Origin of the sequence: Bradyrhizobium sp. S3.3.6 (assembly GCF_040546905.1) — a bacterium.
Classification (GTDB): domain Bacteria; phylum Pseudomonadota; class Alphaproteobacteria; order Rhizobiales; family Xanthobacteraceae; genus Bradyrhizobium; species Bradyrhizobium cytisi.
On record NZ_JBEPOT010000002.1, the window covers coordinates 1 to 23,191 of the forward strand.

The 23,191-nt window shown below is 64.8% G+C and carries 25 protein-coding genes; 12 read left to right on the top strand and 13 right to left on the bottom strand.

Features of this window, described 5'->3' with window-relative positions:
* Window positions 1-90 precede the first annotated feature (90 nt).
* From alr to ABID59_RS04550, 3 genes are all read right to left on the bottom strand, one after another.
* Complete coding sequence (gene alr, locus ABID59_RS04540) at window positions 91-1,368, bottom strand: alanine racemase (protein ID WP_354082588.1); 1,278 nt, start codon at window positions 1,366-1,368, stop codon at window positions 91-93.
* Between the two features lie 46 nt (window positions 1,369-1,414).
* Complete coding sequence (locus ABID59_RS04545; protein WP_354036071.1) at window positions 1,415-2,923, bottom strand: replicative DNA helicase; 1,509 nt, start codon at window positions 2,921-2,923, stop codon at window positions 1,415-1,417.
* Between the two features lie 759 nt (window positions 2,924-3,682).
* On the bottom strand, window positions 3,683-4,933 hold the full coding sequence (locus tag ABID59_RS04550; RefSeq protein WP_354082589.1) for a cyclopropane fatty acid synthase: 1,251 nt from the start codon (window positions 4,931-4,933) through the stop codon (window positions 3,683-3,685).
* 277 nt (window positions 4,934-5,210) lie between these two features.
* On the opposite strand from ABID59_RS04550, the gene ABID59_RS04555 reads away from it, so the two are divergent.
* The 3 genes from ABID59_RS04555 (at window position 5,211) to ABID59_RS04565 (ending at window position 7,455) form a co-directional block, all read left to right on the top strand.
* Window positions 5,211-6,278 (top strand): hypothetical protein, encoded by a 1,068-nt coding sequence (locus tag ABID59_RS04555; protein WP_354082590.1) that lies wholly within the window; start codon window positions 5,211-5,213, stop codon window positions 6,276-6,278.
* A gap of 101 nt (window positions 6,279-6,379) precedes the next feature.
* Window positions 6,380-6,991, top strand: coding sequence for a TetR/AcrR family transcriptional regulator (locus tag ABID59_RS04560; RefSeq protein ID WP_354082591.1), 612 nt, complete (start codon window positions 6,380-6,382; stop codon window positions 6,989-6,991).
* The gene (locus ABID59_RS04565; RefSeq protein ID WP_354082592.1) at window positions 6,988-7,455 is read left to right on the top strand and encodes a PaaI family thioesterase; all 468 of its coding nucleotides are present in this window, start codon (window positions 6,988-6,990) and stop codon (window positions 7,453-7,455) included. The genes ABID59_RS04560 and ABID59_RS04565 overlap by 4 nt, the downstream gene beginning before the upstream one ends.
* A 37-nt stretch (window positions 7,456-7,492) precedes the next feature.
* Here the strand turns inward: ABID59_RS04565 and rplI are convergent, their stop codons facing one another.
* The 4 genes from rplI to rpsF all read right to left on the bottom strand — a co-directional run bounded on the left by rplI (window position 7,493) and on the right by rpsF (window position 10,004).
* The gene (rplI, locus tag ABID59_RS04570; RefSeq protein ID WP_148752936.1) at window positions 7,493-8,098 is read right to left on the bottom strand and encodes a 50S ribosomal protein L9; all 606 of its coding nucleotides are present in this window, start codon (window positions 8,096-8,098) and stop codon (window positions 7,493-7,495) included.
* A 48-nt stretch (window positions 8,099-8,146) separates the two neighbouring features.
* Complete coding sequence (locus tag ABID59_RS04575) at window positions 8,147-9,130, bottom strand: DUF2232 domain-containing protein (RefSeq protein ID WP_148752937.1); 984 nt, start codon at window positions 9,128-9,130, stop codon at window positions 8,147-8,149.
* 128 nt (window positions 9,131-9,258) lie between these two features.
* Window positions 9,259-9,498, bottom strand: a complete 240-nt coding sequence (rpsR, locus tag ABID59_RS04580; protein ID WP_007592020.1) for a 30S ribosomal protein S18 — start codon at window positions 9,496-9,498, stop codon at window positions 9,259-9,261.
* Between the two features lie 5 nt (window positions 9,499-9,503).
* Window positions 9,504-10,004, bottom strand: coding sequence for a 30S ribosomal protein S6 (rpsF, locus tag ABID59_RS04585; protein ID WP_354036082.1), 501 nt, complete (start codon window positions 10,002-10,004; stop codon window positions 9,504-9,506).
* Between the two features lie 338 nt (window positions 10,005-10,342).
* Here rpsF and ABID59_RS04590 point away from each other — a divergent pair, with 338 nt between their 5' ends.
* The 9 genes from ABID59_RS04590 (at window position 10,343) to gmk (ending at window position 18,958) form a co-directional block, all read left to right on the top strand.
* Window positions 10,343-11,053, top strand: coding sequence for a TetR/AcrR family transcriptional regulator C-terminal domain-containing protein (locus tag ABID59_RS04590; protein WP_354082593.1), 711 nt, complete (start codon window positions 10,343-10,345; stop codon window positions 11,051-11,053).
* The gene (locus tag ABID59_RS04595) at window positions 11,050-12,075 is read left to right on the top strand and encodes a fatty acid desaturase family protein (protein ID WP_354082594.1); all 1,026 of its coding nucleotides are present in this window, start codon (window positions 11,050-11,052) and stop codon (window positions 12,073-12,075) included. The genes ABID59_RS04590 and ABID59_RS04595 overlap by 4 nt, the downstream gene beginning before the upstream one ends.
* 173 nt (window positions 12,076-12,248) lie before the next feature.
* On the top strand, window positions 12,249-13,208 hold the full coding sequence (gene fabD, locus ABID59_RS04600) for an ACP S-malonyltransferase (protein WP_354082595.1): 960 nt from the start codon (window positions 12,249-12,251) through the stop codon (window positions 13,206-13,208).
* Between the two features lie 11 nt (window positions 13,209-13,219).
* Window positions 13,220-13,957 (top strand): 3-oxoacyl-[acyl-carrier-protein] reductase, encoded by a 738-nt coding sequence (gene fabG, locus ABID59_RS04605; protein ID WP_148752942.1) that lies wholly within the window; start codon window positions 13,220-13,222, stop codon window positions 13,955-13,957.
* 306 nt (window positions 13,958-14,263) lie between these two features.
* Window positions 14,264-14,503, top strand: a complete 240-nt coding sequence (locus ABID59_RS04610; protein WP_008130699.1) for an acyl carrier protein — start codon at window positions 14,264-14,266, stop codon at window positions 14,501-14,503.
* Window positions 14,504-14,610: 107 nt separating this feature from the next.
* Window positions 14,611-15,876, top strand: coding sequence for a beta-ketoacyl-ACP synthase II (gene fabF, locus ABID59_RS04615; protein ID WP_148752943.1), 1,266 nt, complete (start codon window positions 14,611-14,613; stop codon window positions 15,874-15,876).
* Between the two features lie 125 nt (window positions 15,877-16,001).
* Entirely contained in the window at window positions 16,002-17,273 is a 1,272-nt protein-coding gene (gene mltG, locus ABID59_RS04620; RefSeq protein ID WP_148752944.1) for an endolytic transglycosylase MltG, read from the top strand.
* 134 nt (window positions 17,274-17,407) lie between these two features.
* Complete coding sequence (locus tag ABID59_RS04625) at window positions 17,408-18,295, top strand: YicC/YloC family endoribonuclease (protein WP_354036090.1); 888 nt, start codon at window positions 17,408-17,410, stop codon at window positions 18,293-18,295.
* Between the two features lie 3 nt (window positions 18,296-18,298).
* Window positions 18,299-18,958, top strand: a complete 660-nt coding sequence (gene gmk, locus ABID59_RS04630) for a guanylate kinase (RefSeq protein ID WP_148752946.1) — start codon at window positions 18,299-18,301, stop codon at window positions 18,956-18,958.
* Here the strand turns inward: gmk and ABID59_RS04635 are convergent.
* The 6 genes from ABID59_RS04635 to ABID59_RS04660 all read right to left on the bottom strand — a co-directional run bounded on the left by ABID59_RS04635 (window position 18,891) and on the right by ABID59_RS04660 (window position 23,184).
* Entirely contained in the window at window positions 18,891-20,108 is a 1,218-nt protein-coding gene (locus ABID59_RS04635) for a hypothetical protein (RefSeq protein WP_354082596.1), read from the bottom strand. The two genes, gmk and ABID59_RS04635, sit on opposite strands and share 68 nt — an antisense overlap.
* A gap of 216 nt (window positions 20,109-20,324) precedes the next feature.
* A complete protein-coding gene (locus ABID59_RS04640) occupies window positions 20,325-20,579 on the bottom strand; it encodes a hypothetical protein (protein WP_354082597.1) in 255 nt (84 codons plus the stop codon).
* A gap of 55 nt (window positions 20,580-20,634) precedes the next feature.
* On the bottom strand, window positions 20,635-20,814 hold the full coding sequence (locus ABID59_RS04645) for a hypothetical protein (protein WP_148752948.1): 180 nt from the start codon (window positions 20,812-20,814) through the stop codon (window positions 20,635-20,637).
* Window positions 20,815-20,851: 37 nt separating this feature from the next.
* A complete protein-coding gene (locus ABID59_RS04650) occupies window positions 20,852-21,043 on the bottom strand; it encodes a hypothetical protein (RefSeq protein WP_148752949.1) in 192 nt (63 codons plus the stop codon).
* Window positions 21,044-21,139: 96 nt separating this feature from the next.
* Entirely contained in the window at window positions 21,140-21,655 is a 516-nt protein-coding gene (locus tag ABID59_RS04655; RefSeq protein ID WP_354036096.1) for a phosphonate metabolism protein PhnM, read from the bottom strand.
* Window positions 21,656-22,125: 470 nt separating this feature from the next.
* Entirely contained in the window at window positions 22,126-23,184 is a 1,059-nt protein-coding gene (locus ABID59_RS04660) for an alcohol dehydrogenase (protein WP_354082598.1), read from the bottom strand.
* Window positions 23,185-23,191 lie beyond the last annotated feature (7 nt).

Sequence of the window (23,191 nt, forward strand, 5' to 3'; positions counted from 1 at the left end):
TATTGGTCGCATCGTCGACACCTACACGCCCGCAGAATCCACAAACTACTTCGTGGCCGCAGGGTACTTGCAACCTGATCGGCTAACGCTCTAGCTCGGCAGCGGCGGCGGGTTCGCCGGCTGCTCGACCGATGGCGGGGAGGGCGGCTGTTCGGCCGCCTGCGCGGGTTCGGGCTTTGCCAGCGGCTCCACGACATTGCCGCCCTTGTAGACGCGGGCGTAGCGGTGGCCGAGGCTGGTCAGCACCTCATAGCCGATCGTGCCGAAATGATGGGCGAGCTCGTCGACGGTGATGCCGTCGCCGAGCAGCGTCACCATGTGGCCGCGCCGTGCCGCGTTCGGCGGGAGGTCGGTGATGTCGATCGCGATCAGGTCCATGGAGATGCGACCCGCCACCGGGCAGCGCTTGCCGGCAACGATCACTTCGGCGCCGCGGGTGCCGTCATTGGAGCTGGCCGCGCGGAAATAGCCGTCGGCATAGCCGACCGCAATGATCGCGAGCTTGGTCGGTCGCCGCGCGGTCCAGGTGCCGCCATAGCCGACGCTTTCGCCGCGTTCGATAGTGCGGATCTGCACGATGCGCGCCTTGAGGTCGACGACCGGCTGCATCGGATTGTCGGCCTCCGGCGTCGGATTGACGCCGTAGAGCGCGGCGCCCGGCCGAACCAGATCGAACTGGAAGGGCGCCCCAAGGAAAATGCCTGACGAATTCGCAAGCGCCGCCGGCACGCCGGAGAATTCGCTGGCGATGCTGCGGAACGCCGCGAGCTGTTTGGCATTGACGGGGCTGTTGAGCTGCTCGGCCGAGACCAGATGGCTCATCACCAGCGTGATGCCATGATCGCCGGCATTGATGCGGGGGATGATGGCCTGCGCCTCCGCAAGCGTCAGCCCGAGCCGGTTCATGCCGGTGTCGATATGGATCGCGGCGCCACCGGACCAGCCGGTGCGGCGGCAGAACACGTCCCATTCGGCGAGCTCGTTGAGGTCGCCGATCACGGGACGGCAGTTGATCTTGGCGTAGTGCTCGCCGGTGTTCTGGAAATAGCCGCCGAGCACATAGATCGTGGCGTCCGGTAGCGCCGCGCGGGCCGTGCGCGCCTCCTCGATGGTGGCGACGAAGAAGGTCTTGCAGCCGGCCTTGTTCAGCGCCTGCGCGACCTGCGCGGTGCCGCAGCCGTAAGCGTCGGCCTTGATCACCGCCGAGCACTCGGCCGGCACCGCCGTCTTCTCGAGCTTGCGCCAGTTCGCGATGATGGCGTCGAGATCGACGGTGAGCACGCCGCCGTGGGCTGCGAGCGCGGCAGCCTGATTGGCCTCCGCGGAGAGAAGGCCGGATTGCGGGATCATGTTAGGGTCGGACGCCATTGTCATGGCGCCGTTTTACGCAAGAGGCAGGTCGGGTTCAAGGAACTCAGTAGTCGTTGCCGCTGCGAGCCGGCATCTGACTGTCAGGCGCGAGGTCGCTGAACCGCGTGACCGAGGCTTCGAACGCCAAATCGACGGTGCCGGTCGGGCCGTGGCGCTGCTTGCCGATGATGACTTCGGCCTTGCCGTACGCAAGGTCCATGTCCAGGCGCCATTTCTCGTGTTCGGGCGTGCCCGGGCGTGGCTCCTTCATCGCGAGGTAATATTCCTCGCGATAAACGAACAGCACGACGTCGGCGTCCTGCTCGATTGATCCGGATTCACGCAAGTCGGAGAGCTGCGGCCGCTTGTCCTCGCGGGATTCGACCTGACGCGACAGCTGCGACAGTGCAATCACGGGGACGTTGAGTTCCTTCGCTAGCGCCTTCAGGCTTGTCGTGATCTCCGTGATTTCCTGCACGCGGTTTTCGCTCCGCTTGCCGCTTCCGGACAGCAGCTGGATGTAGTCGATCACGAGCAGATCGAGGCCTTTCTGGCGCTTCAGCCGGCGCGCGCGCGCCATTAGCTGCGCGATCGACAGGCCGCCGGTCGCATCGACATAGAAGGGCAGCGACTGCAGCTCGATCGAGACCTCCCTGATCTTGTCGAAATCGGCTTCGGAGATGCCGCCGCGGCGGATGTGGGAGGAGGGAATGCCGGTGCGCTCGGCCACGATACGCGTGGCGAGCTGGTCGGCCGACATTTCGCAGGAGAAGAAGCCGATCACGCCGCCATTGGCGGCCTTCATGGTGCCGTCGGCCTGGAGCTCGCCGACATAGGCCTTGGCGACGTTGTAGGCGATGTTGGTCGCCAGCGACGTCTTGCCCATGCCCGGGCGTCCGGCCACGATGATGAGGTCGGAGTGCTGCAGGCCGCCCATCTTGGTGTCGAGGTCGCGCATACCCGTGGAGATGCCGGACAGCTTTCCGTCGCGCTGGAACGCCTTTGCCGCGAGATCGACCGCGACCGCCAACGCCTGCGAGAATTTCTGGAAGCCGCCGTCATACCGGCCGGACTCGGCGAGCTCGTAGAGCCGGCGCTCGGCGTCCTCGATCTGCGCCCGCGGCGCGAAATCGACCGGTGCGTCATAGGCGACATTGACCATGTCTTCGCCGATGCCGATGAGATCGCGGCGCAGCGCAAGATCATAGATGGTACGCCCATAGTCCTGGGCGTTGATGATGGTGGTCGCCTCGGCCGCGAGCCGCGCCAGATATTGTCCGATGGTCATGCCGCCGACATCGGTGTCGGCGGGCAGGAACGTCTTCAGCGTCACGGGTGTGGCGATCTTGCCCATCCGGATCAGGCTGCCGGCGGTCTCGAAGATGGTCTGGTGCAGCGGCTCGAAATAGTGCTTCGGCTCCAGGAAGTCGGAGACACGATAGAAGGCGTCATTGTTGACCAGAATCGCGCCCAGAAGGCTCTGTTCCGCCTCGATATTATGCGGCGCACTCCGATAAGCGGGAGTTCCGGGTTCGGGCGCGAGTTTGAGGACGTTCGAATCAGTCAGGGCCATGGTCGAGCGATAGCAATTTTCTGGGGCGGATGCGGGGCCGGGATAAAGCGCCGCCTCAGCCGAAAGCGGAAGCAAAAGCTGGTCGCTATCAACCGCTCAGTTAAAATGGTGGATGACTGGCAGCCCCGGCACGCGCCGCGCTTGACGGATTTTTGCGGAACTCGCCGCGTCCGGAGGCGGGCCATGGCCGCGCCACGGAAATATCCGGAATTCGTGAACCTAATGGATTGAGGTGCACACGTATTGAAGAGCGCGCGACAGGGCGCGCTGGCGCTTCCAGCGCAGGTTCAGACCAGCAGGAGGTAGACCAGCGCCACCAGGGCCGCGCCGACGCCGGTGGCGATCAGGGCATAATCGGTTCGGAGGTCGTCCTGCACGTCGAATGAGGTTTGGGTCTCTTTGCTCATGGCGACGATCTAACCCAAGGACCGACCGGACTTATGTGAAGCAGATCACATCTCCCCGGGTTCTTTCGGGGTACCTCCGGAACAGGACTGGCGGGTAGGGAATTGTCTCCCGTAACCTGCCATCAGGGAGACGAGGCAAGCGATGCGGCCAGAACGGCAGCTAAAGGTTTGGCGAAGCGAGGCAGGCAGCCGGCTCTGGCTGTCCGGGCTCATCGCCGCCATGGAGCGTGCCGCGCAGCCGGACCAGCGGCGCCTGCCGGTCGCACCCGAAACTCTCGCGGCATTGCGCGCCCAGCTGGCGTTGCCGGCGTCTTTGCGGCTCTTCCCGAGTTCGACCTTACGTCATTAGAATTCATTCACCGGCGAGCTTCAGCTTCGGTCTGGCGCCGCCCTCAAGGGCGCGGAGCCGGGCTTCCTCGTGCGCGATATAGTCGCGGGTCATGGGGACCACACCCTGGCGCCTGGTAAGCTGGACCTGGAAGTTCATCATGCCCTGCTTGCGGAAGGTCATCTCGGAGGCCGCAAGATAAAACTCCCACATCAGCGCGAAGCGCTCGTCGTAGAGCTGCACGGCTTCCTCGCGCCGCGCCATGAAACGTTCCCGCCAGGCCTTCAGCGTCTCGGCGTAGTGCAGGCGCAGGATCTCGATGTCGCAGACCAGGAGCCCGGCGGCCTCGATTGCGGGCAGCGCTTCCGAGAGCGACGGGATGTAACCGCCGGGGAAGATGTATTTGGCGATCCAGGGATTGGTCGAATCCGGCCCTTGCGAACGGCCGATCGAGTGCAACAGCATGACGCCGTCCTCGCTGAGCAATTCGGCGCAGCGCCGGAAATACATGTCGTAGAATCCGGCTCCGACGTGTTCGAACATGCCGACCGAGACGATGCGGTCGAACGGGCCATCGACGTCGCGATAGTCCTGAAGCAGGAAGCGCGCCTGTCGCGTCAGACCTTTTTCGGCGGCGCGCGTGTTGGCAATCTGCAACTGCTCTGTCGATAGCGTCACTCCGGTCACCTCGGCGCCTGCGATCTCGGCAAGATAGAGGCCAAGTCCGCCCCAGCCAGAGCCGATATCGAGCACGCGCTGGCCGGGACTCACCAGCAGCTTTGCGGTGACGTGCCGCTTCTTGGCGAGTTGTGCGTCGTCGAGCGTGGCGTCCGGCGTCTCGAAATAGGCGCAGCTATATTGCTTGTCGGCGTCGAGGAAGAGCGAATAGAGCCGCGCATCGAGATCGTAGTGATGCGCGACATTCCTGCGCGCGCGTGCCCGCGGATTGAACTGTCTCAGATGTCGGACGAGATAACGCAGGTGCCACCAGGGTTTTGCCCAGTGCGGCAACAGGTCGGCTTGACCGAGCAGGATCGCGAGGGCATCGGCTATGCTGCCGCGCTCGACGACGAACTCGCCGTTCATAAAGGCCTCGCCAAGCCCGAGCTCGGGATTGATGAGGACTCTCCTTTGTGCGTCGGCAGTGACGAAGCGGATGTCAACCGGCTCGCCGGAACCGTCGCCGACGCTGAACTTCATCCCACCGGCCGTGGTCACTGCCATCGACCCGCGGCGGATGAACTGAGACAAGAATCTACGCAACAAGCGGTCCATCAACACCCCACCTATCGAGCGAACCCGAAAAGATGCGACTAGCCCGGCACCCATACTGACGCTTAGGGACCCGGTGCGGTTCCAATGCGTTCGCATCTAAACCTAGGCAGCCTGCGACCGTCCCACTAATGCGTTGTGTTCAAACCCGATATTCGAAAAACGCGTAATTGCATGCTTGATGAGCGCGCTTCCATTCGCAGCGCAATCGGCTAAAAGGTGACCGCCGCCGCGCCCGCACGCCGGCCGTATCTATCGGATTTCAATGGAGATGATGGGAATGTCGAGCCGAGCGCTCAGCCTCGCCACGGTGCTGTTTCTGATCGGCTTCGGCGCCTCCGATGCCATCTTGGCGCAGGCGACGAACCTCGAGGCCGGCAAGGCCCCATCCCAGATCTTCGCGCAGACCTGCAATGCCTGCCACAAGAGCCCGAGGGGTCTTTTGAAGACGGTTTCGCCAGGGTCGCTACCGGGTTTCCTGCGCCAGCACTACACGACCAGCCCCGACATGGCCGGCGTGCTGGCCTCCTACCTCGTGTCCAACGGCGCGACCGACGCCCGCTACCAATCCAAGGATGGCAAGGACGGCAAGGACAAGAAGGACGGCGCCAAGGAGAAGGACGCCAACACCAACCCGGCCCAGGCGCCCGATCATCAGGGCCGCCGCCAGCGCTCGCAAGAGGCCGCCAAGCCGGAGGGCGAGGGCGCTAGCCCGGCGCCTGAGGGCCGTCAGAAGCGCGCGGCGCGGCCGAGCGAGGAGGGTGCTAAGGAAGGCGCCAAGCCCGAGGCCACCACCCAACAACCGCCCGAGGGCCGGAAAGGCAAGCGCATGGGCAAACGCGGCAAGCCGCAGAACGACGACGCAGCCGCGCAGAAGGTTGAGCCGAAGGTCGATTCCAAAGCTGAGCCCAAGACCGAATCCAAGACCGAATCCAAGACCGAATCCAAGACCGAATCCAAGACCGAACCCCCGACTGAACCAAAGAGCGAGAGCGCCAAGGTCGATTCCGGGCGCGACGAGTCCAAGTCCGAGAGCGCCAAGCCGGCCGAGAAGCCGACAGAGGCTAAGCCGGAGAGCGCCAAGGTCGAGCCGCGCGCCGGCGAGACGCCGGCTCTGCGCCCCGATCCGGTGCCGCAGGTGACGCCGGCCCCGCCGGCGGCCGCCAAGCCGGCTGAACCGGCGGCGCCCAAGCCTGCGGAAGCGGCCGTCTCCAGGCCGGCCGAACCCGCGCCCAGCTCCGAACCGGCGGCGAAGCCGGCTGAGCCGGCATCGTCTGCGCCCGCCGCGGCGCCGTCACCTGCACCCGCCGAGTCCTCCAGTCCGCCCGCGCCGCCGATCTCCCGATAAGCCCATCCCGTCGATCTGCGAAGGCCGCGCCCAGCGCGGGCTTCACGTCGTCTTGACCGCGATTAGAGCCCTGCTCTAGAGTATCACTCTAGGAGGTGGCGATGTCATCCGGCGTTCGCGACGATCTATTGGCTGCGGGGCTCGCGGTGTTCGACCGGTCGGGCTTCGAGGGCGCGACGGTGGCCGCGATCCGCGCCAAGGCCCGTGCCTCCAACGGCAGCTTCTTTCATGTCTTCGGCTCCAAGAAGGAGCTCGCCGGCGCGCTGTTTCTGGAGGTGCTGCGGCACTATCACGCCGCGATGCTTGCCGCACTGGATCAAAGCGCCGATGCGGAGCAGGGCATCGATCGCCTGATCCGCGCCCATCTCGACTGGGTCGTGCTGAGCCGCCGCGAGGCGCGCTATCTCTTCGAGATCTCGTGCAACGAGTGGGGTGAGGACGTCCGCGACGCCCAGCGCGCGCAGAATGCGCGGCTCGCGGAAGGCATCGGGCGCTGGCGCGCGCCGCTGGTCGCACGCGGCGAGCTTCTGCCAATGACACCGGTGATGTTCGTCAGCCAGCTGATCGGCCCGGCACAGATCTTCTGCCGTGCCTTTCTGTCCGGACGCGATCGCGCCGATCCGCGCGGTGAGGCCGACACGCTGATCGCCTGCGCCATCCGTGCGCTGGTGCCGCCCGGCCGCCTCAATATCAGGCAAGGAGTGGCGACATGAGCAAAGAAGCTGATCCCGAGTTCACTCCGATTGCCGAGCGCATCCACGCCAATGTCGGCCGGCAGGGCTTTATGAAACTGGTCGGCGCCGAGCTCTCCGAATTGTCGCGGGGCGCTTGCACGATTGCGGTCGAGCGTCGGCCGGAGCTGTTGCAGCAGTATGGTTTCTTCCATGGCGGCGTCACCGCCTTTCTGATCGACAATGCCACGACCATCGCGGCCGCGACCTCGCGTGGGCAGGCGGCCCTGACCGCGGAATACAAGCTCAATCTGCTGTCGCCGGCGATCGGCGACAAGCTGATCTGTCGTGCGAGGGTGATCAAACCGGGCCGTCAGGTCTCCGTGGTCGCGGCCGACGTGTTCTGCGTCAGCGATGGTGTCGAGAAGCACACTGCAACGGCACTCGCCTCGATCGCCATCCTGAGCGAGGATGTCGCGCCCAAATCGAAAAGCCCGGCTGCCTGAGGCAGCCGGGCTTCGTAAGCTAGCGCGAGCGCGAAGCTTACTTCTCGGTCTCTTCCGCAGCCGGAGCGGGCTCGGCGTCGTCGTGCTGAGCTTCCGGATCGAAGAACTCGCCGGCGGCGGCAATCGCCTCGGCGGCCGCGTCGCGGTCCTCGTTGCGGGTCGAGATGTCCTCGCCGCGGTTGATGCGCTCAGCCTCGTCCTGGCTGCGCGCAACCGTGACGGAAACCTCAACCTCGACCTCGGGATGAATGGCGACGGTGATGGTGTGCTTGCCGATGGTCTTGATCGGCGCGTCGAGCTGCACCTGCGGACGGTCGAGCGAAACGCCATCGGCTTCGAACGCCGTGACGACGTCACGCACCGTCACCGAGCCGAACAGCTGGCCGGCTTCGGAGGCCTGACGGATCACGATGATGTTCTTGCCCTGGACCTTCTCGGCAATCTTGGACGCCTCGCCCTTCGAGGCAAGGTTGCGAGCTTCGAGGTCGGCCTTCATGCCGTCGTACTTGGCGCGGTTGTCGGCGGTGGCGCGCAGCGCCTTGCCGCGCTTGAGCAGGAAATTGCGGGCATAGCCGTCGCGAACCTTCACGACTTCGCCCATCTGGCCGAGCTTGTTCACGCGTTCCAGCAAAATGACTTCCATATTCGTTCTCCTTTGAAGTGCTCTGGGTTTTCAGTTTTCGGGATGGACTTAAGTCGTCGGCAATGGCGGCGGTTGCCGGTTGCGCAGGAAGCGCTCGCGGAAGCCGAACACGGCGTCCGCAAGCCCGAGGGCGGTCAGCAGGATGAGGCTCACGCTGAACATGAAGAGGATGGCGTAGGCGGAGGCGAGCCAAATTCCGCGATTGGCGAGGTCGCGCGTGATGGTGTGCAGAACGGCAAGGCCGACCAGCGCATAGGCCATCATCACGACGGTCGTGACGACGACGGCGAGAATGCCGGTCATCCCGCTGAAAAAGCTGAACGCAAGCGCGACACAGAGTGCCACCAGCGTCATCGGCGGCAAGCTCGTGCTGCTGAGGTCCGGCCAGGGCCGATGCAGCCGACCTGAAACAGCCGCGACCTTGGCGGCAAGCCAGAGATTCAAGGTCAGCGTCGCCATCTGCGATGCCGCGACCAGAACCGGAATGACTGCGACCATCAGGCCGACGCGAGGATCACTCTCCGTAACGGTCGTCTCGCTCACCATTGAAAGAATTTTGGCGAAGCCGCGGCGCATCGCATCGCTGATGGCCGACGCATCGCTGCCCAGCGAATACAGCGATCCCGCGGTCAGCAGCGTCGCCAGCGCCGCAATCCAGAGCAGGATGCGTCCAAGCGGATACCATTCAACCTGGACCGAAGCCGCATCCGAGCCCGCGGTGCCGCTTGCCGGTCTTCCCAGCGTCACGGGTCTTCCCAGCATGGCGAGATGGCCAAGCCACCAGGCCGGCAGCGCGAACGCGAAACCGTAACCGAGGGCGAGGGGCGGGCTGAGCGCGCCAGCGATGACGAGCGTCGCGACGATGCCACCAAGTGCACCGCAGAGCGGTCCCCAGGCGATCGCGGCGAGCATGAGCGGCAGCGGAGCGAGGTAAACCAGGACAAGCGAGATCAGCGCGCCCGACACAATCGAGGCGAACATCAGGGCCGACGCAGCGCCGGCGATCAGGGCTATCAGTCCAAATACCATCATCAGCTGTCCCGCTCCCTTCGAGCGGTTAGAGGCGTTTTGCCCCAACCATCGGCGACCGGACGACCCGGAAGCCTTATGAGTTCAGAAAGTCACGACCGGCGGCGCGATCGCCGCCGGTCGAATTCGTCTTAGCGTATGACGTAGGGCAGCAGGCCCAGGAACCGCGCGCGCTTGATGGCGCGGGCGAGCTCACGCTGCTTCTTCGCGGACACCGCGGTGATGCGGCTCGGCACGATCTTGCCGCGCTCGGAGACGTAACGCATCAGCAGCTTGGAGTCCTTGTAGTCGATCTTCGGCGCATTGGCTCCCGTGAACGGGCAGCTCTTGCGGCGGCGGAAAAACGGACGGCGTGCACCAGCTTCAGCCATTGGTCTTACTCCCCACCCGTCGTGGTTTCAGCTTCGTCGCGTGGACGGCGCGGGCCGCGATCGCCGCGGAAGCCGCCGCCATCACGATCGCCACCACGGAAACCGCCTTCGCGGTCGCCACGGAAGCCGCCACCTTCACGATCGCGGAAGCCGCCGCCACGGTCGTCACGCTCGCGATCGCGGTCAGCCTTGCGCATCATCGCGGACGGGCCTTCCTCGAGCTCTTCGACGCGGACGCTGAGATAGCGGATCACGTCTTCGCTGATACGCTCCTGGCGCTCGATCTCGGCGATCGCCGCGGAGGGCGCGTCGATGTTGAGCAGCACGAAATGCGCCTTGCGGTTCTTGTTCATGCGGTAAGTGAGGGAGCGAACGCCCCAATTCTCGGTCTTGGTGACCTTGCCGCCGAGACCCTCGACGATGCCGGTCATTTGCGCAGTCAGCTCTTCGACCTGCTGCGTGCTCGCGTCTTGGCGCGCGAGAAAAACATGCTCATAGAGAGCCATAGTCGTCCTTTCCTCGTGTTAGCGCATCGCCCGGCGTCAAGCCCTTAAGAGACCTTCGGAAAGGACTCTGGGATTAAGCTCAGAAGGCGGAAACACGGGACGACGGGCCGACTGGCCCTGCCACACCAAAATCAACGAATGATTTGCTGAGACCGTCCGTTCAGCTCCCGGCCGGGGTCTGCGGATGTGGGCGTTATACGGATTTTGGCCGGCTTGGCAAGGTTTGCGGCCGTGTTTTCGGCCCGGATCGTCCCGGTGAGGGGACTGGTCCTCCCACGCCGCATCCGGCTTGATTTCTTTGTTTGTATGTCATACAAATATATGAGCGAGAGGATCCGATGGTGGAAAAGTCGGCCCAGGAGCCGTTTGAGGCGGCTGGCGATCCCAAACATGCCACGCGGGCGACGCGTTCGGCCGGGCGCAAGACGCGTTCCCTGCTGCTGGACGCCGCCAGCCCGCTGTTTCGGGAGCGGGGGCTGTCGGGCACCGCAATCACCGATATCGCCGCCGCAGCGGACGCGTTCCCGAGCCAGATCACCTATTACTTCCGCACCAAGGAGGCGCTGTTCGTCGAATGCGCCTGCCGCGATCTCCTGTATCTGGCGCGCGCGACCGAGCAGGCGGCGCTGAAGGCGCGCACACCGCGGGAATACACCCACGCGCTGGCCGAGACAGTGACGGCGAGCGATTCGATCGCCTTCTTCGCGGAGGCGTTGACGCTGACGCGGCGGCGACAGGATCTGGCGCCGCTGGTCGAGCGCACCATCGAACGCCTGCACAGCGAAGGCGCACGTGCTTATGCGGGCCCGGTCGCCCGCCATGGCTGGCGCTCGCTGCGCGCGCCCGACGAAAGCTCGCGGCGTTTCTGGGCCGTCGCCATCGGAATCATTCTCGAGGGCTACGCCATGGGCCGCTCGCCGGAGGCACTCTGCGAGGAGATGCTGCGCGTCCTCGGCGAGCAGGCGAAATCCACGGGCGAGACAGCGCGCCCGCGTCTCGTCGACGAGCGCGACACATCAAGCCATTCGAACGAGGAGGGCAGGTCATGACCGCGCTTCGCATGCGTGCCCGCGATTTCCTGACCGACGATCAACTGGCCGAGGTGCGCCAGCGCGTGACCTGGAAGGGCGTTGCGATGATCGCACACGCCTGGGCGCTCATCATTGCCGCGATCGCCTTCGTCGCGTGGTGGCCCAATCCGATCACTTATGTTCTCGCCGTCGCCATCATCGGCTCGCGCCAGCTCGGGCTCGCGATCCTCATGCATGACGGTGCGCATGGTTGCCTGTCCGCTGACGAGAAGACCAATCTGGCCCTGAGCCAGTGGCTCTGCGCCTATCCGCTCTTTGCCGAGACGCGCAGCTATCGGCGCTATCACCTGCAGCATCATGCACGCACCCAGCAGGAGGACGATCCTGATCTGGTGCTGTCGGCGCCGTTTCCAATCACCGGGCTGAGCTATCGCCGCAAGTTCATTCGCGACATCACCGGGCAGACCGGCTACCAGCAGCGCAAGGCGCAATTGCTCAACGCGCTCGGTCCGAAGGGCTGGCAATGGCGGCAGCGCACCGCGCATTTCCGGGACAAGCTCGGCCCGCAATGCCTGGTCAACGCCGCGATGTTCGCAGCGTGCGCGGCGGCCGGCGTGTGGTGGGCCTATCCGCTGCTATGGCTGGTGCCGCTATTGACCTGGATGATGGTCATCACCCGCATCCGCAACATTGCCGAGCATGCCGTGGTGCCCGACAGCAGCGATCCCCTGCGCAACACCCGCACCACGCATGCGAATTTTCTCGAGCGCCTGTTCATTGCGCCATACTACGTGAACTACCACCTCGAGCATCATCTGCTGTTCTATGTGCCCTGTTACAATCTGCCGAAGGTGCATCGCCTGTTGAGCGAGAGTCGGCATGCCGAGCGGATGGAGGTGCAGCCGAACTACGCCGCAGTGCTGCGGCTCGCCACGGCCAAGCCGAACTGCGACGACCGGCCGGGGCAGTTGGTCAACAATGCACGCCGCGCGCAAGCAGGGGCAGCGGTCGATTCCAACCAGACCAATGGTGGATTCTAGGGGCCGCATCCCCAGTCGAATGCAGGCCGAAGTTCCTATCTTGGCTTGACATTCCAGCCCCGGACAGTGTCTACGGCCCCTTTCGGAGCACGGTCGGGAACCAAGGCTCGGGCCGGGCGTCATCGGCTGCCGGGTTCTCGAAGCACGCGGCTCGAGCGATCCAGGGAGCGCCGATGACGGCAGCATTCACATTTCCGGGGCAGGGTTCCCAGGCGGTTGGCATGGGCAAGGCCTTGGCCGACGCCTTTCCGGCGGCGCGCGCCGTGTTCGATGAGGTCGATGCCGCGCTTGGAGAGAAGCTGACGGCCACCATCTGGGACGGCCCGGCCGAAACCCTCCAGCTCACCGAGAACGCCCAGCCCGCCCTGATGGCGGTGTCTGTGGCCACCCTGCGCGTGCTGGAGGCTGAAGCCGGGTTTTCCGTGGGGCGGGATGCGGCGTTCGTCGCCGGCCACTCGCTCGGCGAATACTCGGCGCTGGCTGCTGCCGGCAGTCTGACGATCTCGGACACCGCGCGGCTGCTTCGCATCCGCGGTCTCGCAATGCAAAAAGCCGTGCCGGTCGGCGCCGGCGCGATGGCCGCGTTGCTCGGCCTTGATTACGACGCGGCCATGGCGGTCGCCAAGGAGGCGGCTCAGGGCCAGATCTGCCAGGCTGCGAATGACAATGGCGGCGGCCAGGTGGTTGTCTCCGGCGACAAGGCCGCGGTCGATCGCGCCGTCGAGATCGCCAAGACCAAGGGTGCCAAGCGCGCCATGCTGCTGCCGGTGTCCGCGCCGTTCCATTGCAAGCTGATGCAGCCTGCCGCCGACGCCATGGCCGAGGCGCTGTCCAAGGTCACGATCAAGGCGCCGGCTGCGCCGCTGGTGTCGAACGTGCTGGCAAGCGCCATCACCGATCCCGACGAGATCCGCCGCCGCCTGGTCGAGCAGGTCACCGGCACGGTGCGCTGGCGCGAGTCGGTTGTCTATATGGCGGGGCAGGGCGTCACCCGCTTCTTCGAGATCGGCGCAGGCAAGGTCCTGACGGGACTCGTCAAACGTATCGCTGACGGCGCCGTCGGTGTTGCCGTGGGCGGTCCGAACGATATTGCCGCCGCCAAGGATGCAATGGCCGCTGCGAAGCAGGGCTAGAGGAGTATTCGATGTTCGATCTGACTGGCAAAAAGGCGCTCGTCACCGGCGCGACCGGCGGCATCGGCGGCGCGATCGCACAGGCGCTGCACGCGCAGGGCGCCACCGTCGCGATCTCTGGAACGCGCAAGGAAGTGCTGGATGAGGTGGCCGGCAAGCTTGGCGAGCGCACCCATGTGCTGCCCTGCAATCTCTCCAAGGCCGACGAGGTCGAGGCGCTGGTGCCGGCCGCGGAAGCCGCGATGGGGCAGGTCGACATTCTCGTTGCCAATGCCGGCATCACGCGTGACAATCTTTTCGTGCAGCTTCGCGACGAGGATTGGGACGAGGTCATCAACGTCAATCTGACCGCGACCTTCCGCTTGGCGCGTGCCGCCACCAAATTGATGATGCGCAAGCGCTTCGGCCGCATCATCGCCATCACCTCGGTCGTCGGCGTCACCGGTAATCCCGGGCAGGGCAATTACACCGCATCGAAGGCCGGCCTGATCGGCATGATCAAGACGCTCGGCGCCGAATACGCCAAGCGCGGCGTGACCGCGAACTGCATCGCGCCCGGCTTCATCAAGACGCCGATGACGGATGCGCTCAACGACAAGCAGCGCGAGACGATTCTGACCAAGGTTCCGGCCAATCGCCTGGGGACGCCCGAGGACATTGCGGCGGCCGCAGTCTACCTGAGTTCGAACGAAGCAGCTTACGTCACCGGCCAGACCATCCACGTCAATGGCGGCATGGCGATGATCTGACAATTCGTTTTCGCACTGCCCACATGGGCAGGATGCGGCAAACGGCCGTTTCCGGAGCGAATTGAGGCGTGTAGTCAAGGCAGTTGAAGTATGATAACCGGGCCTTCAACGGATGGGCAAAGAACGCCATTGCAGGTTTTTGAAACCCTGTATATTGGCGATGCGGAGCCTTGGCCGTCGTTCGCCGGGCCTCCATCGGTTAAGGTGGGGCCAAATCAAAGTTCGTAAGCGAAGGCAGTCAACGACCACGACGGCTCGTATCGTCCCGGGGGGTCGGGTCTACAGGGAACAACGCGAGGTTATGCAATGAGTGACATTGGCGAACGGGTTAAGAAGATCGTGGTCGAACACCTTGGTGTTGAACCCGAGAAGGTTGTCGACGCAGCGAGCTTCATCGACGACCTCGGCGCCGACAGTCTGGACACCGTCGAACTGGTGATGGCGTTCGAAGAAGAATTCGGTTGCGAGATTCCGGACGACGCCGCGGAGACGATTCTCACCGTCGGCGACGCCACGAAGTTTCTCGAGAAGAACGCGAAGAGCTAAGCTCTTCATTTTCGCGGGGACAACATTGAAACCGGACGGGCCGCTTCGCAGCGGTCAGCCGGTTTCTTGTTATTGGCCGTGAATCTTTCGATGCGGAGTTTTCGGATATGAGGCGGGTTGTCGTCACTGGTCTCGGCATGGTGTCGCCACTCGGCTGCGGCGTCGAGCCGACCTGGAAACGCATCCTCAACGGCGAAAGCGGTGCGCGCAGGATCGAGAGCTTCGATGTCTCCGATCTGCAGACCAAATACGCCTGCACCGTCGTGCGCGGCGACGGGTCGAACGATAGCTTCAATCCCGATATCTGGATGGAGCCGAAGGACCAGCGCAAGGTCGACGACTTCATCATCTTCGGCATGGCCGCGGCCGGCCAGGCGCTCGACGATGCCAACTGGCATCCCGAGACCGAAGAGGACAAATGCGCGACCGGTACCATGATCGGCTCGGGCATCGGTGGCCTCAACGGCATTGCCGATACCGCGATCCTGCTGAAAGAGCGCGGCCCGCGCCGCGTGTCGCCGTTCTTCATTCCGGGCCGCCTGATCAATCTCGCGTCCGGCTATGTCTCGATCAAGCACGGGCTGAAGGGGCCGAACCATTCGGTGGTCACGGCCTGCTCGACCGGCGCCCACGCGGTCGGCGACGCCGCGCGCCTGATTGCGCTCGGCGATGCCGACGTGATGGTTGCCGGTGGCGCGGAGTCGCCGATCAGCCGTATCGGCATTGCCGGCTTCAACGCCGCGCGCGCGCTGTCGACCGGCTTCAACGAGACGCCGGAGAAGGCCTCGCGTCCGTACGACAAGGACCGCGACGGTTTCGTCATGGGGGAGGGCGCCGGCGTCCTCGTCCTGGAGGAGCTCGAGCATGCCCGGCGCCGCGGCGCCAGGATCTACGCCGAGGTGATCGGCTACGGTCTGTCGGGTGACGCCTATCACATTACGTCGCCGTCCCCCGATGGCAATGGCGGCTTCCGCAGCATGTCGGCCGCGCTGAAGCGCGCCGGCCTCACCGCGTCCGATCTCGACTACATCAACGCGCACGGCACCTCGACGCCGCTCGGCGACGAGATCGAGCTCGCCGCGGTGGAGCGGCTGCTCGGCAACGCCGCGTCCAAAGTCGCGATGTCCTCGACCAAATCGTCGACCGGCCATCTGCTCGGTGCGGCTGGCGCGATCGAGGCGATCTTCGCCATCCTCGCGATTCGCGATAATGTCGTCCCGCCGACCATCAACCTGGACAACCCGTCGGTGGAGACCGCGATCGATCTCGTGCCGCATAAGGCGAAGCAGCGTGAGGTGAACGTCGCGTTGTCGAATTCTTTTGGTTTCGGCGGTACCAATGCGTCGGTGATCATCCGGCGTCTGGCCCAATAGTTTGTGTTTGCGACGAATCCACCGTTTTGCCGTATTCGGCGATAGTCATGTCTGTGGGCGCGTGCATTTGGCTCGGCAAGCGATTGTCAGGCTGCGATTGAACCGGCAGGATTCAGGTTGCTTCGATGAGTGAAAGGCCGCCCATTTCGCCCCGGAGTCCCCGGGCAGCGCTCGAGCCCGAGCAGGTCCCGCCGCCGCCGAAGCGTTCGGAGCGGGCGCGTAATCCCTTTGTCGTGGTCGGCAACGCCATCATCACCCTGCTGCTGATTGCCATGCTCGGCGCCGGCGGCGTCTATTATTACGGCCGGCAGGTGCTCGAGGCGCCGGGGCCGCTGAAGGACGACAAGATCGTCAACATTCCGCAGCGCGCCGGAAAGCGTGACATCGCCGAGACCCTGAACAGGGAAAGCGTGACCGATGTCAATCCGTGGGTGTTCATCGCCGCGGTGGCTGCGCTGAAGGCGAGCTCGGACCTGAAGCCGGGGGAATATTCGTTCCAGAAGAATGCATCCCTGCGTGACGTCATCGCCACCATCGTCGAGGGCAAGGTGGTGCAGCATTCCGTCACGATTCCGGAAGGCCTGACCTCCGAGCAGATCGTGGCGCGGCTGTCCGACAATGACATCTTCACCGGCAGCGTGCGCGAATTGCCGCGTGAAGGCACGCTGCTGCCCGAGACCTACAAGTTCCCGCGCGGGACCCCGCGCGAGCAGGTGATCCAGCGCATGCAGCAGGCGCACAAGCGCGTGCTCGCGGAGATCTGGGAGCGCCGCAGCCAGGATCTTCCGGTCAAGACTCCGGAGCAGCTGGAGACGCTCGCCTCGATCGTCGAGAAGGAGACGGGCAAGCCGGACGAGCGCAGCCGAGTCGCTGCCGTGTTCGTCAATCGCCTCAAGCAGAAGATCAAGCTGCAGTCCGATCCGACCATCATCTACGGCCTTGTCGGCGGCAAGGGCACGCTGGGACGCCCGATCAAGCGCAGCGAGATCACGCAGCCTTCGCCCTACAACACCTATGTGATCGAGGGCCTGCCTCCGGGCCCGATCGCCAACCCCGGCCGCGCCTCGCTTGAGGCTGCGGCCAATCCGGCCCGTACCCGCGACCTCTTTTTCGTCGCCGACGGGTCGGGCGGGCATGCCTTCACCGAGACCTACGACGCGCACCAGAAGAACGTCGCCAAGCTGCGCGCGATGGAGAGGCAGATCCAGAACGACACGGTCGAGCCGGCCGACGACGTACAGGCGCCGGCCGCCGCGGCGCCTGCGGCTGCCGATACGGCGCCGACCGCGACCACGCCCAAGCCGACCCAGCAGAAGAAGCCGCCGGCGCGGCCCGCTGGTCCGGCGCCCGCGCGGCAGGGCGCGGTGCAGCCGTCGCCGCCGGTGATCCAGCGCTAGGCCTTGGTCCGGCGTCAGCCCTTGCGCAGACCTGCCTACGGGACTTTGCGGATTCCACTTTCCTGCAAAATAGTCTTAAGATTCGCGTGGCCTGTTGGCCTCGCGAATCCCATGTTTCCGGAGAATTTGACCTGATGGCGCTGTCGTCCATGACCGGCTTTGCCCGAAGCCACGGCGCGAGCGGGCCGTATACGTTCGAATGGGAATTGAAGTCGGTCAACGCCAAGGGCTTTGACCTGCGGGTGCGGCTGCCGCAGGGGTTCGACGAGCTCGAGGCTTATGCCAAGAAGCGCGCCGCCGAGCTGCTGTCGCGCGGCACCGTCTACGCCAATCTCACCGTCAAGCGCGCCAATGCCGCCACCTCCGTCCGCGTCAATGAGGACGTGCTCAATGCCGTTCTGAAGGCCGCCTCCGTCATCGCCGGCAAGGTCGACGCGGTCGCGCCGAGCGTCGACGGCCTCCTGGCCATCAAGGGCGTGATCGAGGTCGCCGAGCCCGAGGGGGACGAGGAGGAGGACAAGGCCGCGCGCGCAGCTGCAGCGGACGCCTTCGACAAGGCGCTCGCCGAACTCGTCGAGATGCGCAAGCGCGAGGGCACCTCGCTCGGGCAGATCCTCACCCAGCGCGTGGACGAGGTCGAGGTGCTGGCGAAGAAGGCCGAGGCCGCCCCGGGCCGCAAGCCGGAGGCGATCAGGGCCAGGCTCGCCGAGCAGATCGCAACGCTGCTGGACACCTCCGACCGTTTCGATTCCGAGCGCCTGATGCAGGAAGCGATCCTGATCGCAACCAGGGCCGACATCCGCGAGGAGCTCGACCGCATCGCCTCCCACATCGCGCAGGCGCGCGAGCTGATCGGCAAGGGCGGCCCGGTTGGGCGCAAGCTCGATTTCCTGGCGCAGGAGTTTCACCGCGAGGTCAACACCTGCTGCTCGAAGTCGAACGACATCGAGCTGACCAATACCGGGCTCGCCATGAAGAACGTGGTCGAGCAATTTCGCGAGCAGGTCCAGAATCTGGAGTGATCGATGACGACGGGCGGTCACGGTACTGACGGTGTCGAGCGGCGCGGATTGATGTTCGTGCTGTCCTCGCCATCGGGCGCGGGCAAGACGACGCTGTCGCGGATGTTGCTCGAGCGGGAGCCCGGCCTGAAGATGTCAGTGTCGGCGACCACGCGTCAGAAGCGGCCGGGAGAGGTCGAGGGGCGCGATTATTTCTTCGTCAGCAAGCCCAGGTTCGAGACGATGGTGGAACAGGGCGAACTGCTCGAATGGGCCACTGTGTTTGACAATCTTTACGGGACGCCGCGTGCGCCGGTCGAGGCTGCACTGTCGGCCGGACAGGACGTGCTTTTCGACATCGACTGGCAGGGCACGCAGCAACTGCACCAGAAAGCAAGCGTCGACGTGGTTCGCGTCTTCATCCTGCCGCCGTCGGCCGGCGATCTCGAGAAGCGGCTACACTCACGCGCGCAGGATTCCGACGAGGTGATCCGCAATCGGATGAGCCGTGCCAGCCACGAGATGAGCCACTGGGCCGAGTACGACTACATCGTCATCAACCACAATGTCGATGACGCCTTCGCCGAGGTGCAGTCGATCCTGAAGGCCGAGCGCCTCAAGCGCGAGCGGCGGACCGGTCTCGTTGGATTCGTGCGAGGTCTGCAAGGTCAGCTTCAAGGCTAGGCTGCGGCAGCCGCGGCCCTTCCTGCGCCAGCCGTTCCAGCATCGCCGTGATGATGTTGATGTTGACGGCATCCTCGTCGTCGGGTGTCGCTTCATCGTGACCAGCCGGCGCTGCGGCATGGGGGGCGGCGGCAGCCAACTGCGGTACCGGGGCCTCGACCTCGAGCTCCCCGTCGAATATCTCGATCTCGGTCTCGTCAGGTTCTGCTGCTGCTGCGAGCGGGGCGGGGCGGCCCCGTGCTGCGATCCTGCCGATCTCGTTGGTGAATGCGGCGAGTTGCGCCGGCTGGGGACGCGCAGCGTCGAAGTCCACCGGTCGCGGCCGTTGCGCGCGCGGCGCCGGGGCAGGCGCGTCATTGAGCCAGGGCGCGCGGCTGTCGCCGTGATCCCGCTGGTCCCAGTTCACGCGGCGATGGTCGCCGGCCTGGACGCGGACGCGTCCGCCGGCGAAGCGGTAGATGATGCTGGCGAGGAGGCCGGCGAGCGCCAGCGCGCCGCCGATGACGAGCAGGAGCATCTGGAGCGAGCCCGTCGGCTTGTCGGCGGGCGCTTCGGCCGCGGCGAGCGTCACCGGGGCAGGGGATGCGGCGGGTGTCGCGCTCGGCCGTACGGGCGCCGCTGCAGGTGCGGCAGCCGTCGCAGGTGATGGCTGCTGCGGTGCAGGCGAAGCGGCTGCGGCGTCGGGCCAACGCGTGGCGACGGCGGGCTGCGCTGCATTGGCATCAGCGGTGCCGGGAGACTGCTGTGTTGAGGCTGCGGCCGGCGCCGGCGCGCTTGCTGCGGCACGGGTTTGCGGCGCGATGTATTCAGCATGCGCATTCTGCACCGATTGCGGCGCGGCTGGAGCTGCATTCGGCGTATCGGCCGTCGCCTCCTGCGCGCCCTGCGTCGCCTGCGCGCTCTGCGTCGCCTTGGCGCCTTCGGCACGCAGATACCAGCATTGCCGCTTGGTCGCGCGCTCGAGCCGATAGAACCAGTGCTGGCCCTGCGGCGTGGCACCCTTCGGTGAGGCGAGACAGTCGCTCGCGGCATTCGCCGTGCTCGCCGCACTGGGGGCGCTTGGCGCGTTCTGTGAGACAGCGGCCAACGGCGCGCCGGCAATGATGCTGCCGATCAGCGCGGATACAAACTTTGCCGTGCGGTTGCCCATTCTGGTCTCCCGGTTACGCATCATGCAACTCGTTACCTTCCCTTTCTCAACAAAGACTTAGGTGGCAATGAGCCGCAAATCCGGAGAGGATGTGGCCTGAATCGGGCCCGCACGGCGTTGGTTCCACCGCGAATTCAGGCTTTTTGCCGGCGCTATTGCTTGCTCGCGGTCCAGGTACCCGAGCGTCACTGCGCAGCAAAGATCGTCTCCCCAGCTTCAGCTCGTAGGATGGATTGAGCCCTTGCGAAACCCATTCCAGACACGGGCCAGCGTTAGAACGAGAAGCCCCAGCACCGTACTGATCAATCCCACCATTGCGTAGGATTGCCCGAACACCCCGGTCTGGATGAAGACCTGGCAGGCGATGGCGAAGCAGATCGCGGCGAGCAGCAGGCAGGCGCAGCCGGCGATGATCGAGAGATAGCGGATCGCGGTTGCGACGGGCCTTGCTGATGATGCGGGATCGGTCATGCGGGGTGATAATGGCGCGGCAGGTGGTGCGTTCCGCCACGCTCGTCCAAGAGCATCACTTCCTTGCGCAGCAATCGACCAACGCGCGCCAGATGCGCTGGATTTCGACGTTCCTCTGAAGCTCGAGGACGTGGTTCTCGCTGGCGTGGGGAGATGGTGCTGCGGCGTGGAGTTCGCGCGGCGCGATCCAGCGCTCTGAGATCGGATCGTACCATTTGTTGTCTGGACTGACCAAGTTCGTGTCTCCTGTTTGATCCCCCTGATTTCTGCGCCTATCCCATGCGCCGGTTGCTGGTATTCTGGGTCAAGTTGCCGTGGGCTGCCTGCTCACGGATGTTCTGCTTCTCGTCGTCGCGGTGGCCCTTGGTGGTGTCGACGGGAACGGTCGGCGCGCTGCCGGCGCCCTTGTGACTCTGGTTTTCGTCTGGAACTGGCCGCACCGTCTTTGTCAGCGGCTTCGTCATGCGATTCAGATTCCGTCGTTGCCTTGACGAGAAGCCAACGCGCGGGCGGTTCGCGGCGTTCCAATTTTTAGAGCGAAGTGATGGAAGGACGCGTCTCTAATGTTTCAAGCCGTCCTGCTCGCCGGATGACGATCCATCGGCCGGTGTCTGAGTCTCGCGGGAGCGGAGCTGTTTCAGGGCCGTATCGAGGGATCGCCCGTCGCCTTCCATCTCGGCGTGCTGCAACGGCTTGCGGTATTTGCCGATCATCCGCTTGATGTCGTCGACGGCTTGCAGAAGAGGCGGCGTCAGGGAGAACAGCGCACCCATCGCAATGGCGATGATTGTGTGGCGTAGCGAGACCTTTTCGTCCTCATCGAACGCGTAGGCATTTTGGCCGATCGGGACAGGCGCAAGCGTGCTCGACGATCGCGGCTGGTCAGATTTTCGCGGCTTGCGCGGGGGGATCATGATCACGACGAAGAGTACGTTGATCAGGAGCCAGATGCCCAGAATGACAAGAAAGGTCTGCATTCCACTCAAAACCACAGGTGATGCAATGTGCTGTTGGCTTATGCTGCCATTGAACGGCTGTTCGCATTCCAATGCAAGTTGTGCTTTGGTTCTACGCAAGTTTCGGGGGAATAGGCTATCGGAATTCGGCAAGTTGGGGCGGGGGCGCCCGGATCCATCCGCGGAACTGGGATGGCGGCAGGCGTTGGCGTGCTGCCAGCGACGGGCCGCGTCGGGCGGAAGGGCCGACCAACGGCTTCCGGGAAATCGAAAAATTGGAGCCGAATCCGGGAAGAGCGTGCTGCGTTGCACGAGGGCCACGCCCCGAACTCTGTTCTCGTCCGGAGAACTACGGAATTTCGAAATTGAGTGCCCGATGGACCGCCGGCCTGCACCCTCGGCGTACCGAGGGCGCGGCCTCGATAGTGCAGCGAATGGACATGCGCTGCCAACGCGGTGTAGCCGCAGCCGTTCCACGCGCCGGGCTTCGTGCGAAGGCGTGCGTGTCTACCTCAGCGACGAACGTCGAGCCGAGAAATCGAGCAAGACGAAAGCGGGGGCGAGATGCGTATCCCGCCGCCGTTCGAAACTCAGTTCTTCAACACGATGCGGCCGACCACGTGGCCTGCGCGCAGCTCATCGATCCATTTCTGGACGTCGCCCATCGGCTCTTCGCGCATCGGCGTCGGCTTGATCTTGCCGGCGCGGGCGAGCGCCATCAGTTCATGCGCCTCAGCAAGCGTGCCGACCATAAAACCCTCGACGGTGAGGCGCTTGTAGATCCATTGCACCATCGGCAGCGTGAACTGGCCGCCCATCAGGCCGGAGACCACGACCTTGCCGCCGCGCGCGGCAACCGCGACCGCGAATGCCATCGACTTCTCGTTGCCGGCGAAATCGACGACCTCGTCAAAACCGCCATCGGTCTCCTTCAGGATGCGCTTGATCACGTCGGGTTCGGACGGATCGTAGGCGTTGGCCGCGCCGTTCTTCAGCGCGGTCTCGCGCGCGGCCGGCGAGAGATCGGCGACCGTGATCGGCTGCTTGAACATGGCTTGCGCAAATGACAGGCCCATCATGCCGACGCCGCCCAGACCAATCAGCAAGAGGTTGCGCTGGCGCGGACGGTCGACCAGGCGCTTGAGCGCGCCATAGGCGGTGACGCCGGAGCACATCAAGGTCGCGGCCTGGTTGACGGGCAGCGGATCGTAATCGAGCAGATACTTTGCGTCGGGCACCAGCACGTGGGTGGCGAAGCCGCCGTCGATGGAGACGCCGAGGAAGCGCTGTCTCGCGCAGAGGTTCTCGTCGCCGTTCTTGCAGTCGCGGCACTGGCCGCAGCCGATCCAGGGAAACACCGCCTTCTTCGAACCGACGAGACCCGCCGCCACGTCGGGGCCGACTTCGTCGACGACGCCGGCGATCTCGTGGCCGAGCGTGAAGGGCAGCGTCATGCCGCGCGTGGTGTCGAGCTTCTTGCCGCCGCCGAGATCGGCATAGCCGTCCTGGATGTGCAGGTCGGAATGGCAGAGGCCGCAGCGCTCGATGCGCACCAGCACCTCACGTCCTTGCGGCTTGGGCGTATCGACGATGGTCTCGCACAAGGGTGCATCGAACGTGACCAGCGACTGCCGGCGCATCACCGCCATTTTCCTT